Genomic DNA, 13,991 nt, shown 5'->3' with positions numbered 1-13,991 from the left:
CTATCTTGACAGTACTTGCAGGCCTCTGAAATTCCTAAAAATCGTCCGTCTGCTTCTCCGAGGAATAGATGCGTTGTATTTTCTGCAAGAACCCTTCTTCCTCCTCAAGGAGTGTTGAGCACATTGTTCCTGAATCGTTAGGAAACAAACGGCATGTTCTTCCCAAGGGGATCGTGTGCGATGGATGCAACAATTACTTCTCCAGAAAGGTCGAAAAGCCGTTCCTGGATCTGCCAGCCGTCCAGCAGTTGCGTTTCCAACAGAACCTTGAAAGCAAACGTGGCAAAATCCCGCCGATAGACGCGCTGATAACGCCCGATATACCTGCAGTGCTTACACGATATCCGAAGCACGATTTTACGTCTGTGCAGGTCTCTGAACCGGACCTCTCGAGGATCCTCCAGGCCAGCGAAGGAATAATGCTCTTTCCACAGACCGGAGGGCTACCCAATACGCCAGTCGTCTCGCGATTCCTAGCGAAGGTCGCGCTGGAAGCAATGGCCCTGCGTCTTGTCGAGTTTCCCGAAGGGATCGCCTATCTTTGTGACGAGGCACAGCTTGATGTCCTGCGCGATCATGCCAGGAGGGGTTATGTCAGCCCTTGGCCCGTTCACATCAGGCCCATTTATCATCAAAACGGAAAGACTTTCGGGCCTGAGGGCAATGCAGAACAGATCGTTCACGAGTTCGATTTTCTCGTAACTGATCAAAGCGAATGGTTTTTTGTCCTGGCGATATTCGGGGTGGAGTTTACGATCAACCTGGGAGGGCCAGAAATTTCCGGCTATCGGCGTTGGCTTCAACAGACCGGCGGTCTTAGTCCACTGTACACCGATAGGCATGGCGGCCTTGCAGCGATGCCAAAATAGCAACGCTGCCACCGGTGGTGGGCCGAACTACTGATCGAGAAACATTGCGATATCGGAATGTTCGTTCAAGCTAACAATGAGCAAAGGTACACGGAGAGCCAGCGCCGCACGATAGGCCGCAAGCACGGACCGTTCCTGATGTTCAGCTACTAGCTCCTCTGACGATCGGAAGGGTCTCGTTCTCCGCGTATCCGACAAACGTCGCAACGCGATCTTTTCAACGTCATCGACCAAGACAACGAAGCGGGTAACACCGATAGCCGAAAAAATCGAAGGTGAAATTTCCGCCAAGCCATCAGGCGTATCTATGATGGTATGACCGTCGAGAACGATCAATCCTTCTTTCGGCGCGTGTCTCATGAAACCGGATAGCAGAAGGGCCTGGTTGTCGTCGATATTTCCCTCGCGCAGAAGATCGTGGGCTACAGGCTTGCCTTGGCGCTCCTGCCTCTCCGACTTGATGAGATCACTGGCCCGCAAGTGCTCAAAACCAGTCTTCGGCGCGCATCTTCGAGAAGTGTCGATGCCTGACAAACCTGCCAAGGCAACAACCTTCCGCCTGCTCATGCTTGAAATCCGAGGTCGATCTGCGAAAGCAGGTTATCCAGACGGGGGCGCGGTATGCGAAAGATCGATTGAGGCGGGTGCTCCGCAATAACCTTACTTTCTTTAAGCTGCTTCAGCCCGATAGCCGGATCAATATACGCGGCGAGCAGGTAGTTGATGACTTTGACGGGCGATTCGGCAGATGCCTGCCAACCCTCAAGGTCTTTTTCACTATATACTGACCGTCCGCCTGTCATCTGGAGCAGCTCTCTCGTGGATCGCGCAAGACGAACGTCCTCGAGTATTCCAATTGCCGACAGTGCCTGCGACGGTGATGACACCGATTTGCCCTTGTAGAAGAACAGGATTGAACCTGCCGGGCCTAAATTAGATGGTGCCCGGCACAGATACACCTTTCGGATTGTGTTTCCTGGTCGCCGCGGGCCTCCTCCTAAGCCGAGTGCTCCGAAGAGATCCAACTGGTTCTGCTGCCTGAGATCTGGATAGAGGATATCGTGGTACCCCTCTTTGATCGGGATGCCAAATGCTGCGGTGTTCGGCATGATGGCGAAGCGCGGATAATTCACCCGATGGACATCAAAGTGATTTTCGCTATCTCCCGGCGTGGGTGCGCGCGTGCCCATACGTTTTTCATAGATCCTCTCATCGTCCTCCTTTGTCGCAGTATGGGTGAACCCGAAATACTCAAGAAGATCGATGAGCGAGGTCTGGCCCTCGTACGTGGTGACATAGACGAGGTCATATTTGTTCTTTTGAGCGAACCAGAAGACCTTCTTCAAAAGCAACTCACCGAGTTTAAGGCCACGCCTCTCCGGCCGAACTTTGAACGTGCAGATCTTCAGTATCCTGTTGGCTTTTTCAGTTGCGTCGGTGTCCGAGCCGGTCTCATCCTTTCTGACGAGAAGGCCGGCAATTCCGTCGTCTTCGATGATCCAGCAAAGGCGCCGCTGCTTTACGCATTTTTCCGACCACCATTTATCAAAACCAGGATAGTCCTCCCGGAGACTGTCAAAGATAGTGTCCGTCAGGGGTATCGCGTGAGCAACGACCTCATCGATGAAACGTACCGGCGCTTCGATCGGCTCATAGGTCGTTCGAAGGAGCTGAACAGCGTCTGCTACATAGAGCACCCGGCGACCGAGTTCTGGAGAATGGCGCCTGGCCCGCTCGTGGAGACCTCTGTCCTGGCTGACAAGAAAGTCCACGGCGCCGATGTGAAGAGCATGCAGCAGGGTCGCATCGACTATGTCGTTGTGCTTCGGAAGAGGCCCGAATGCGTTCGAAAGCTCTGTCACGCTCAAGCCGCGGACTTTTGATAGCGATTGAAATTTACCGAGCTTACTCAGAGATATCGCTCGACGGGCTGTATTCTTGTCGCGACCAACATCGTCGCGCGCCGCCTCATGCACGAAAATATCGACCTTGTGCTTGGCGGCGAGGCTTGTAAGTGCGGAAAAGGCCGGCTCTACGGTTTTATTGTCTTCAAGATGAATAATTACATTTGTATCAATCAGATATGTTTGTGTGCTCATTCCGCAGTGCCTTTTGAAGGTCGGGCTTCGCGTAGAGGAAAGACTGCGGAGCCTTAAATCCAAATCGCTCCTTCAGTTCAGGCAAGGTCAGCGGCCTCGTAAATCGGCGCGGTGTCGACAGTTTTAGTGCAAAGCCTTCTTCCAGGCCACTAAAGTACTCGTCAAAATCGGCTTTCTTGATCGATGCAGATCGGCCGTGCTTTTTCCAGAGGACAGAGAGTTCGAGACGTTCAACGTTCTCAATTTTAATAGCGCCCACCAAAGCCATTTCTGGCGAAGTAGAATAAATATAGGCTGTGGCGCCGGGAGATACGGACAAAGGGAAACGTCTTCTCAGCTCGATGGTCTTAACGCCATCAAAAATCTTGCCCGAATAGTTCGGCTTTATGCTGATAACGATGTCCCGTTTTGCAGGGCGGGCATCGTCGCGATCGCCAAAAATCGGAAGGATATACTGATCGTCGTCGGCATCGGCTCCGCCAAGCTCGGCTTGGATCCGCACTCCGAACTCCGAATGAACTGGAAATGCTGCATCGATGCGCAAGCTGGCACCGAGAGCCTCGACGTAGCGCTGCAACGAGGAGATCTGGACATCGCCTCGTTGTTCGATCTTGGAGATCGCTGCTTGCCCGACGCCCAAACGCTTGGCCATCTCGAGTTGAGTAAAGCCCGCTGCCTGCCTCAACGCCCTGAGAGATCGACCCACAACGCGTCCCGCGTCGCCATCGGCAACCCGGACGGCGTCAACAAATTCGAGTTCAACCGACATTGTTCGACACCACTACTTTTCGAATCATATTCCCGAATATTCCCTTAAGGGAATAGCACCGCTCGGATATCCCATGCAACTGCGGAAGTGGCGAACGGATTGCCTACGATGGCGTCAGTCGAGTGGCCAGTTTGAAGAACAGCCATCAGTTTATTTTGATGTCCGGATGCTATTGGCAGCTTCCGCGAGGAAAGCTAGGCATGGCTGCTTTTTAACGGTTTCGATGCAACGCTGCCGGTCATCAATCGCCCCGTTTTTGGCCAGCGCGATTACAGTGCGTAATGAGAAACCGCTCCGATTTGACGGGTGCGGTATGTCTAATCTTTACAAGCCTCTGTGCAGTTACGCTCCCGATCGCAAGCCGCCCCCTTCGGTCCTTGCTCACCGGAGCGGATCGGCGGCCTGACTTTATTGATGATCGACCGCAGGGACCTTGCCAGTCAGAAACGCGAGAGCCGCTGCGCCGACGAGGCCCGAGTTCTGGTCCAATGCCGCCAGTACCACTTTGACATCCTTGAATGCCGGCATTGCCCATTGCGTGATGTAGCCTCGAATGCCGGGTTGCAGCCGATCGAACTCGTGGGAAAGCCCGCCTCCCATCACGACGATATCGGGGCTGAAGATATGGATCAGGCTGGTGAAGCCACGACCGAGAATTTCCGCTTCTTCGTCAATCAGTTGATTTGCGAGCCGATCGCCACCTCTTGCGGCTGCGAAAACGCTGCGGCTGTCGATGGCACCGCCATCGCTGCCGATCGTCGTCCCGCAGGTTTCTATCGACCTCATTTGGGCGCGGCGCGCAAAAGCCGTTCCGGATCCGTAGGCCTCGAAACAGCCTCTGTTGCCGCAGGGGCAAAGCTCTCCATTCGGCACGACCGACATGTGGCCGACATGGGCTGCCATGCCTTTGCGACCGCGCACGACGCGGCCATCCGACACAACGCCACCGCCGATACCGGTGCTCACGGTGACATAGACCAGATTATCGAGCCCCTTGCCGGCTCCGAACTGCCACTCGCCGATGGCAGCGGCAATCGCGTCGTTCTCGAGGTCTACCGGAAACGGAAACCGCTTCTGCAATTCCGCCTTCAGTGGAAAATCGACAAAGCCGGAGAGGGTCGGGATATTAGAGGCGACCCCCGCGACCGTATCGAGCGGGCCCGGAGCAGATACGCCGACGCCCACCACCGAAGCAGGGTTCAATGCTGCAAGCAGTCCATCGGTCAGGCCGCAGATTTGGGCGAGCACGCGGTCGGGGCCTGCCAGCGCATCCGTTGGTTCGGCTGCGCGCGCCAGGATCCTGCCCTGCTCGTCGACGAGGGCAGCGCGCACCTGCGTCCCGCCGAGGTCGATTCCAATGGCAACCTGCTGCATGTGAAGACCATGAGTTAGAGTGCGCGCAGCCATGCCATCCGCTCGTCGAGCGATGGCGCATTGAAAGCCAGGGAACCGAGAACGACGGTTTCCGCGCCCGACTGGCGCAGAAGCGGCACGGTGTGCTCGCGAATGCCGCCGTCGGCCGCCAGCACGATCCGATGCGCCGCGCCGCAGCCGGCAATGATTTGCTTTGCCTGCTGAAGCCGCGCTCCGGCTTTTTCGTCGAGACCCTGGCCCTTCACGCCTATCGCCGTACCGAGCAGCGTCACAAAGCGCAGCCGGGAAACATATTTCTCGACCCGCTCGACAGGGGTATCGACCTTCAGCACCATGCCGGTTGCGACGCCGCGGCGATCGAGAAGATCCAGAGCCTCGGCGGCGACGCTTTCGTTTTCGACATGAAGACTGATCAGGTCGCTGCCCGCATCGGCGAACTGCTCGATCTGCGACAGGAGGATGCTGTCGGCGACCATCAGGTGAACGTGGATCGGGCGCGAGGACGCTTTGCGCACGCCGGCAACAAGATCAGGGAAAAACAACATGGCCGGCGCGAAATGGCCATCGGCGACATCGATGTGGAGCATGTCGACGTGAGAATCGACACGCGCCAGATCGGCCGCCAGACGTACGAGATCGGCCGACCAGACCGAGAATTCGGCAATCAAGCGATCCTTCGGAAGATCGGCGATCCAGGTCTTGGAGGGGGGCGTCATTGTTTTCAGAGCTCCTTCAGAAAATTGCCCATGGCAAGCCGGAAGTCGGCGACGTATTGCGGGCGGCTCTCGGTCTTCGATGTGATCTGCACGAAACGCGCGCCGGCAATCCGCTCGGCAAGAACCTGCGCGTGGCTCAGAGGATGAATGTTGTCCCGATCATGGCCGATGATGAGCGTCGGCACGGTGAGGTTGCCGACCTCCTCGTCGGTCACATCAGGACCGTCATTGGAAATCCTGGTGAGCAGTTCGGCGGTCACATCCAAAGGCGTGCGGGAGAAAAAGCCGGCAAGCGAGGCCAGATTGTCCGGCGCCTCGGCGGCGAGCCGCACGCCAACCGGCCCGGCGAGGAATGCGGTCTTTGCCACATCCGGCGGCAGAGTTTTCAGGAGCCGCCCGACTTCGTCGTTGGGTGCCATATTCTCCGGCGCGGATGCCGTCAGCCAGGCCGGCCTTGCAATGATCAGCGCCTTGACAAGGTCGGGCCGCCTGACCGCGAGACGCAAAGCGATCGCCGCGCCCATCGAGATGCCGCCGATCACGATCGGTAGCGTAAGATTTTTCTCGATATAGGTGGCGATATCATCGCAGGAGGTCGCAATCGACAAAAGCTCCAGATTGCCGGCTTGGGAATGGCCGTGGCCGCGCGCTTCGATCGTAACCCGGCGAAAACCCGCATCGAGCGGAAAGACTTCGTCGGTCTGCGCAGCGTCGCCGCATAGGCCGTGCTGGAATATGACGGACGCGCCCTCGCCCGACATATCGACATTGAGAATGGTCCCGTCGCTGGTTTCGAACGGTTGCGCCCATTTCATCTTCCTGCCCCCGCAGGTTCGCCGTCGAGACTGCTCTTCAGGAAGGTTGCCGCACCGGTCGCCTCCGAGGCCGAAAGGCCATGCGTGACGAGACTGCCGTTAAAGCCGATCGCCTTGAGACGGCCGAGATAATGCGCGTAGTCGAGCACACCCTTGCCGGCGGTCGCAAAACTTCCGTCCGGATTGCGATCTTTCGCATGCGCCATGACGATCCGATCGGCCAGAAGGTCGATGGAGGAAGAGACAATGCTCCGCTGCTTATCCAGCGTCGCGACCTCGAAGAGATTGGCAGGATCGAGCACGATCTTGATGCGGGGGCTCTTCAGTGCGGCAATCAGCCGATGGGCTTTCTCGGCCGAGTTGACGACATTGGCAAGCTCGGGCTCGATGCCGAGATTGACATCGTAGCGCTCGGCGATCTCGATGGCTGCGCCCATAGCCTCGAGGAGATCCCGCCAGGCCTCCGGCGTGTCGTTGTCGGCATGCGCCTTCCACTGATCGATGGGGTCGCGTGTGCCGGTGCAAAGCGTGATCAGCGCCGTCGACATGCCGGCGCAGCCCTCCGCCAGTGTCGCCAATCTGCGAAGGCCGGCCTCGCGCATGGCGGGATCCGGATGGATCATGTTGAAGGTGCCCGAAACGGCAACGATTTCGACGCCGCTGCTACGCGCCGCTTCGCCGACGGCGCGGGCCTGGGCCTCCGTAATGATCTCCGGCATCGACAAAAGGCCCGAGCAGGCCATATTGTATTGTGCGCAGGTGAACCCGGCTCCGGCGACCGAGTTGAGAACGGTCAAGGGTTCCGTTCCCTCGAAGGTCTTTGCGAAGATACCGAGCTTCATCACACGCCACCTGTGACGTCGGACAGCGCAACCGCCTTGCCGCTTTCGGCGGAACGCGCGACGGCGACCATGGCCCGAACGGATGCCAGGCCATCATCGATGTCGGCGCCTTCCGTCGCGGTGCCGTCCAGAATGGTGCGGGCGAAGCCCTCGACCTGACGGCGATAGAAATGGCCGTCGGCACCGAGCACGCGATGGGTGGCACCGTCCGCTTCCCGGAAAATGTCCACCTCGCTGGTCTTGTAGTACCACGGGTTATAGGTCTTGCCCAAAATGCTGCCGTTCTCGCCGTAGATCTGAAAGCCTTCGTGCCAGTCCATGCGCACCTGGACGGTAAGATCGAGATGGCCGAGCGTGCCGGAGGCAAATTCCACGTCCACGAACCAGCACCAGATGCCGGCGCGCTCGGACAGACGAGCGTTGACGGAGACGATGTCGCCGGCGAAATACCGTGCCGTGTCGATCAGATGGCAACCGTGGGCAAGCATGTAGTAGCGCCGCAGGTCGGCCTTCGGATTGGTAGAGGGTTTCTTCGCATTGGCGCTGGTGACGATCAGCGGCTGGACCGCATCGGTCATCGGATAGCGATGCGTGCTGTCGCAATACCATGCTTTCAGAGCAACCATCTCGCCCATTTCATCGCGGATGAAGGACTTGGCGGCCTGGAGCCCCGCGTCGAAACGCTTCATATGCCCGACCTGAAACACCTTTCCCGACGTGTCGACTGCAGCCTTCAGTTCAAGGCATTCCTCGATGGTGACACCGACGGGTTTTTCGCAGAGGACATGCTTGCCTGCCTGAAGGGCGCGAATGGAAGCCGGGACGTGAAAGGCATCGGCGGTCGCGATGATCACCGCATCGAGGTCGGGATCGGCCAGCATCCTGTCGAAGTCGCCATAGGTTTTTTCCGCCTGGTGGGTGATGGCCATCCGTTCGCGGAGATCCTCGGCAACGTCGCAAATCGCATAGAGGTCGGCATTGGCTGCCTTGGTGCAGCTCTCGAAATGCGCGGCCTGGGCAATCTGGCCCGCTCCCAATACGCCGATGCGGAGACGTCTTTCCTGTTTTGCTGGCATCGATAAGCCCTTCGGGTCGGGTAGTGAAAATGAACGCTGGTTTCGGCGTCGGGTGGAATGATTTCAAGACATCGAACGTTGCCGACGTCTTCTGGCCGGACCGCCACCGGCGTGTCGGCTCTCCCTCCTCACTTCATAGCGCCATATGTGTTTGAGGATTGAAAAAGTGCAGTTTCGCCGGGTCGATGGCCAGATCGATCGATTGGCCCGTCTCGACCGCGCTGACCGCTTCGAACCGCGCGACGGCATTGGCGGCCCCGCTCAGGTCTTCGACGGCATCGGGGTCGCCCGAATCGATCCGGACCGCATCGATCTTCAAATGCACGATCAACTCGGAGCCGAGCTCCTCGATCGACTTCACGACAACCGGGATCGTCGGATGGGAGGCGCCTGACGGCAACCGGCTGTCGTAGAGGTCCTCGGGCCTGACCCCAAAGATCACGTCCTTTCCCTCAAAGGCGGACAGGCCGGGAGCGCGCTCGGTGGCGCCGTCGGACAAGGGAATGGAGAAGCCCGGCAGATGGATCCGCCCGCCCGCCAGACGCCCTTCGAAAAGGTTCATCGACGGCGAGCCGATAAAGCCGGCGACAAACGCATTGACCGGCCGGTGATAGAGAGCCCTGGGCGTATCCACCTGCTGAAGCACGCCGCCCTTCAGCACCGCGACCCGATCGCCCATGGTCAGCGCTTCGGTCTGGTCGTGCGTCACGTAGATCGTCGTCACGCCCAGCTGTCTCTGCAGGCTTGCGATCTCCGCCCGCATCTGAACCCGCAGCTTCGCATCGAGGTTCGAGAGCGGTTCGTCCATGAGGAATGCCGCGGGCTCGCGGACCATGGCGCGGCCCATCGCGACACGCTGGCGCTGGCCGCCGGAAAGCTGTGCGGGCTTATTGCCCAGCAAGGGCTCCAGCTGCAGGATCTTGGCAATCTCATGCACGCGCTTGGTGCGTTCGGCCTTGTTTTTTCCGGCCAGCTTCATCGAAAAGGCAATGTTGTCGAAGACGGTCATGTGCGGATAAAGCGCATAGCTTTGAAAGACCATGGCAATGTCCCGGTCCTTGGGCGCGAGATCCACGACGTCCTGACCGCCGATGCTCAACGTTCCGCTGCTGATTTCCTCGAGCCCGGCAATCATGCGCAGAGCGGTCGACTTTCCGCATCCGGACGGCCCGACCAGAATCAGAAACTCGCCATCATGGATCGTCAGGCTCAGATCCTTGATCGCATGGTAGCTGTTTCCATAGGTCTTGCAGATTTTGTCGAGTACAACCACAGCCACGTCTCGTCCTCCCGTACCGGTCCGGATCGCACCTTCAGACAGCGCTCCCTGCCATCTCCGATCGTTTCGACAAGAAGGCTCAGGACTGAGCTTCAAAGTCAACAAAAGAATCGAGGAAAACTCGCTGTAATCGGTCAGACGATCTGCATATCTCTTTGAAAGAAATAGATATTTTACAGAAAATTAAAAATTATTTGCGGAACTATATTTTTTATCGCGCGTAACTTTTATGATTGGCGCATCGGGAGCGGCATGGGCGCATTCTCCGCCGCCATCCATGCCAGACACGTCCGGTGATCCGGCAGGCCTCTGCGCCCTCCCCGTGCGGTCACGGAAATGGCGGCCGCCGCCGTGGCATAGGCAGTGCAATCAAGCGGGCTCTTCCCCTCCGCGAGGGCAAGGGCGTAGGCACCGTGAAAACAATCACCGGCGCCGGTCGTATCGACCGCCTGAACCTGATACGCCGGCACATGCCACCAGGTGGCATCGCTTTTCTGGCGGAGGTAGGTCCCTCGTTCGCCATCAGTGAGGACAACCGCGGACCGATCCTTTGACCAAAGCTTGTCCAGGATCATCGTGGGATCACTCTCACCGGTGTACTCCCGCCCGAAGGCAAGCGGCAGCACTAGGTGATCGGCAAAAGCCAGGATTCGGTCGGTCGCGGCACCGACCGTCCATTCGATATCGGCAATCACGGCCAGGCCCAAGGCGCGTGCGCGCGCCACGACCCGTTCCGAGTGCGTGGCGTAGCCATCGATCAGCAGCACCGGAGCCTGCATCAGAACATCGTCGGGCAGCGTATCCGACGTGCCGTGCAGCACATCGTCGTCATAAGCGATGAACCGGTCGCCGTCGGGACCGACGGTGATCACCGAGCGGATCGGCGCGGCATCAGCGTGGCGGGGAGCCAGCGATATGTCGACGCCGTCGCGCTCGAGCTCGCTGGCCGCCACATCGGCCGCCCGCTCATCGCCGAGCCAGCCGATGAAGCCGGCGCGCCCGCCAAGCCGGGCGACGGCAACAAGGGCCGTCGCCACGTTGCCGCCATGGTCCGTGGCACGCTTCGTCACCTTCCCCTTGCCGGCCGTCAGCCCCCGATCGACATAGATGATGTCATCGATGGCCAGGGCGCCGAAGCCCAGAACCTGGAAAGGGCGCGACACGTCTCAAGCACCGGCCGCCGCCAGCGCATCCTCCGGCGTCATCCCCTTATGAATGACGAGCTTGAAGGCGCGTGCGGCCATGGTCGTATCGCCGTGACCCCAGAGGTTGCGACCGACGACCGCGCCTTTGGCCCCGGCGCGCAATGCTTCCGACGTTTGGACGAGCGCTCCAAGCAGCGTATCGGTCTTCGGGCCGCCGGCGATCACGACCGGAATCGGGCAGGTCGCAACGGTCTCGCGGAAGGACTCGAAATCGCCGGTGTAGCCGACCTTGATCACATCGACGCCGGCCTCGAAGCCGATGCGCACCGCATAGGCAATCTCATCCGGGGTGAACACGATCTTGCCGCCGTCGGAAAAATCGCGGGGATAGACATGGGCGACGACCGGCATCTCGAAGCGGGCGGCGGCGTTGACCGTATCGGTGAGCCAGCGGATATACTCTCCTTCGGTGGCGCCGCGCACGGGAATGGCGACAGCCAGAGCGTCCGCACCATAACGCACCGCGTCTTCCGGGGTCGCAATGAGCTGGCGAATGCGGTCGTCGGCGGTGAAGCAACCGCCCTGAATGACGAGCGCTGCCTTTCCGGCATATTCCGACCAGAGGTGGCGCGCCGCGCCGGGCTGGATACTGATATAGTCGGGGCCTCCCGCCATGACGCGTCTCAGCGCACCCGGCAGGTCGGCAAGCCCGCCCTCACGCACATTGCCATAACCGACAAAATGATCGACGGCGCCTCCGAACAGATGACCCGATGGGTTCGAGAACAGGCGTGCGAGGCGGACTTTGGTTCCGAGACCCATGGCGATATTTCCTTTGTGATTGCCGGCTTTACGATTGCTGGCGCCGATGCTGAGGAAACCCTAACTCGAAAACAAACAAATATTCAATATTTCGATTTCTTTCGTTTTTACGTGGATGACGAATTTTTGACGTGCATTTTCGTCATCATGCGGCTATTTTTTATAGCACGAGCCGCAGGATAAGGCGGGCGAACTTTCGTTTTTCAAAAGTCATATGGTCGCAAAACGCGACAGGTCGGGATCACATATGCTTGCAGAACAGAGGCGGCAGCAGATCATGCTGGAACTTCAACGGGTCGGTCAGGCACGCACCCGCCAGCTCGCGGAATTCTTCAAGGTCTCGGAAGTGACGATCCGCTCCGATCTCGAAATCATGGACGCCAAGAAGCAGCTGATCAAAACGCATGGCGGTGCAATCGCCCTGCCATCCGACTCGCCGGCAGCGGCCTTCGAGGAACGCATGCAACGCAATTTCGATGCGAAGCGACGCATCGCCCAGATGGCTGCGCGACAGATCATCGACAATCAGTCGATCGTCTTCGACAGCGGTTCGACGCTGCTGCAGGTGGCCATGCAGATGCCACCGGTCAACAACGTCGTGGTTGCGACAACGGCAATGAACATCGCCCAGCATCTGATGTACCGGCCAGGGCTCGACGTGCACATGATCGGCGGCCGCGTGTTTCCCAGTACCGTGAGCACGATCGTACAGGACTCCGACAAGGCGGTCGGCGGCCTCGTCGCCCACCAGGCTTTTGTCGGCGCCCACGCGATCGATCAGGCCTTCGATGTCGTCGATGTCTCCGAGGACGTGGCGCGGACCAAGCGCAACCTGGTTCGCATGGCCCGGCGTGTCGTCCTCGTGGCGGATTCGAGCAAATTCGACATCGGCGCTTCCTCCAAAGCCTTCTCACTATCGCGCGTCGATCTGATCATCACGGACAGCAACATGCCGCACAGCATTCGCCACCGGCTGGACAAGCTGGGCGTGGAGGTTCGCTACGCGTGACCTGCAGTCCATCTGTCCATTTCAGACGAGAGCCGAACGAGGCTTTGGCGCGGGCCGAAGGCCCCGGCCGATCCCGGGAAATCGAGATGGGCTAAAACCCCAGATGTCGAAGCGTCTCGCGGTTCGCGCGAACGGCGGCGGCAGGATCGGATCCGGCATGGTCCGATTCTTCTTCCACCACGATCCAGCCGATAAAGTTCGGCGCATCCCGAACGGCCGAAATCACGGTAGGCACGTCGCAGACGCCTTCGCCGAGCATCGCCCAGGTCCCGTCGGCGTCGACATCCTTCAGATGCACGTAGCGGATCCGGTCCCGGTGGGCCGCCAGCGTATCGCCGATCTGCTGGCCGCCTCGCAGGATATGGCCGGTATCCGGCACCCAACCCACCCGCGGGTCCAAGAGAGCAAACAGGCGATCATACTCGTTCCGGGTAAAGAGCAGCGTGTTGTGGTGCGAGGAAGGATGAACAGCAACGGCAACGCCGGCCGACTGTCCGATCTCGGTCGCCCGATTGTAGCACTCGGCCGCAATGGCGAATTTCTCATCGCGCGGACCGTCCGAGACGACCGTCGCCGATCCCATCGATATCATCGCGCCGGGAAAATTCGCCGCGAAATCGACCCATCGCCGCGCCGTGTCGAGATCGGAGACAATCTTTTCCGCCACCGTGAAGCCGCTGGCGGAGCCGAAAGCAAAGGAAACCAGCGCCAAACCGGCGTCCGTCAGGGTGCGGGCAAAGTCGGCAGGCTTGAGCGCGTAGTGACCGATCATCGTGTCGGTGATTTCGATACCGGCATATCCGCCGTCGGCAATGGCGCGCACCAGATCGTCCGGACCGCCGCCCCAACCGGTACCCAGCATCTCCCAGGTGAATGTCTGGCAGCCGATCTGCAGCTCAGCATTTTTCATTTCTTAATCCTGACCTGTCCATTGATGCAGCCTATACCGAAGCCGGCGACTTCCCCGCGCGTGCAATCCTCGGAGGCTTCGCCGGCCTTGCCAAACCTCCTCCGCCTGGAGAGGCGGCCGAAGACCGGAACGGCGGGCTCTTCAGCGGGGATTGCGACGCCAGCGTCTTGCCATTACGTATGGTCAAATGTTACCGTACGTCAATATATTTTATTCCTTGCGATTAAAATTGAACGCGCCCCTCAACCCCTTCGCACCCGCAACGG

14 protein-coding genes are annotated in these 13,991 nt (G+C 59.1%); 2 read left to right on the top strand and 12 right to left on the bottom strand.

All coding sequences use genetic code 11. The features are described from left to right. Positions 1–68 precede the first annotated feature (68 nt). Positions 69–869, top strand: a complete 801-nt coding sequence (locus N1937_RS24030; RefSeq protein ID WP_260059468.1) for an HNH endonuclease — start codon at positions 69–71, stop codon at positions 867–869. Between the two features lie 27 nt (positions 870–896). On the opposite strand, the gene N1937_RS24025 is transcribed toward N1937_RS24030, so the two are convergent. The 11 genes from N1937_RS24025 to N1937_RS23975 form a co-directional block, all read right to left on the bottom strand. Further along, positions 897–1,436, bottom strand: coding sequence for an ATP-binding protein (locus N1937_RS24025; protein WP_260059467.1), 540 nt, complete (start codon positions 1,434–1,436; stop codon positions 897–899). Further along, entirely contained in the window at positions 1,433–2,968 is a 1,536-nt protein-coding gene (locus tag N1937_RS24020; RefSeq protein ID WP_260059466.1) for a GNAT family N-acetyltransferase, read from the bottom strand. Before N1937_RS24020 ends, N1937_RS24025 begins: the two co-directional genes overlap by 4 nt. Continuing rightward, the gene (locus N1937_RS24015) at positions 2,943–3,737 is read right to left on the bottom strand and encodes a helix-turn-helix domain-containing protein (RefSeq protein WP_260059465.1); all 795 of its coding nucleotides are present in this window, start codon (positions 3,735–3,737) and stop codon (positions 2,943–2,945) included. The genes N1937_RS24020 and N1937_RS24015 overlap by 26 nt, the downstream gene beginning before the upstream one ends. A gap of 408 nt (positions 3,738–4,145) precedes the next feature. After that, entirely contained in the window at positions 4,146–5,111 is a 966-nt protein-coding gene (locus N1937_RS24010) for an ROK family protein (protein WP_260059697.1), read from the bottom strand. A 14-nt stretch (positions 5,112–5,125) separates the two neighbouring features. After that, a complete protein-coding gene (locus N1937_RS24005) occupies positions 5,126–5,827 on the bottom strand; it encodes a ribulose-phosphate 3-epimerase (RefSeq protein ID WP_260059464.1) in 702 nt (233 codons plus the stop codon). A 5-nt stretch (positions 5,828–5,832) separates the two neighbouring features. Then, positions 5,833–6,642 (bottom strand): alpha/beta fold hydrolase, encoded by an 810-nt coding sequence (locus tag N1937_RS24000; protein ID WP_162115654.1) that lies wholly within the window; start codon positions 6,640–6,642, stop codon positions 5,833–5,835. After that, positions 6,639–7,484: a sugar phosphate isomerase/epimerase family protein gene (locus tag N1937_RS23995; protein WP_170259698.1), complete on the bottom strand. Its 846-nt coding sequence runs from the start codon at positions 7,482–7,484 to the stop codon at positions 6,639–6,641. Before N1937_RS23995 ends, N1937_RS24000 begins: the two co-directional genes overlap by 4 nt. After that, positions 7,484–8,560 carry a Gfo/Idh/MocA family protein gene (locus N1937_RS23990; protein WP_162115652.1) on the bottom strand — a complete coding sequence of 359 codons (1,077 nt, stop codon included), beginning with the start codon at positions 8,558–8,560 and terminating at the stop codon, positions 7,484–7,486. Before N1937_RS23990 ends, N1937_RS23995 begins: the two co-directional genes overlap by 1 nt. A gap of 133 nt (positions 8,561–8,693) precedes the next feature. Beyond that, positions 8,694–9,839, bottom strand: coding sequence for an ABC transporter ATP-binding protein (locus tag N1937_RS23985; protein ID WP_017967352.1), 1,146 nt, complete (start codon positions 9,837–9,839; stop codon positions 8,694–8,696). Positions 9,840–10,066: 227 nt separating this feature from the next. Beyond that, positions 10,067–11,002, bottom strand: a complete 936-nt coding sequence (locus tag N1937_RS23980) for a PfkB family carbohydrate kinase (RefSeq protein WP_260059462.1) — start codon at positions 11,000–11,002, stop codon at positions 10,067–10,069. Positions 11,003–11,005: 3 nt separating this feature from the next. Continuing rightward, positions 11,006–11,806 carry a class I fructose-bisphosphate aldolase gene (locus tag N1937_RS23975; protein WP_260059461.1) on the bottom strand — a complete coding sequence of 267 codons (801 nt, stop codon included), beginning with the start codon at positions 11,804–11,806 and terminating at the stop codon, positions 11,006–11,008. Between the two features lie 247 nt (positions 11,807–12,053). Here N1937_RS23975 and N1937_RS23970 point away from each other — a divergent pair, with 247 nt between their 5' ends. Further along, entirely contained in the window at positions 12,054–12,815 is a 762-nt protein-coding gene (locus N1937_RS23970; protein WP_260059460.1) for a DeoR/GlpR family DNA-binding transcription regulator, read from the top strand. 91 nt (positions 12,816–12,906) lie between these two features. Here N1937_RS23970 and N1937_RS23965 read toward each other — a convergent pair whose 3' ends face one another. Beyond that, positions 12,907–13,725: a sugar phosphate isomerase/epimerase family protein gene (locus N1937_RS23965; RefSeq protein WP_260059459.1), complete on the bottom strand. Its 819-nt coding sequence runs from the start codon at positions 13,723–13,725 to the stop codon at positions 12,907–12,909. Between the last annotated feature and the right edge of the window lie 266 nt (positions 13,726–13,991).

This window comes from Rhizobium sp. WSM4643 (assembly GCF_025152745.1).
GTDB classification, from domain to species: Bacteria; Pseudomonadota; Alphaproteobacteria; order Rhizobiales; family Rhizobiaceae; genus Rhizobium; species Rhizobium leguminosarum_I.
The sequence above is the reverse complement of the archived record's forward strand: the minus strand, read 5'-3'. Positions and strand labels throughout refer to the sequence as shown.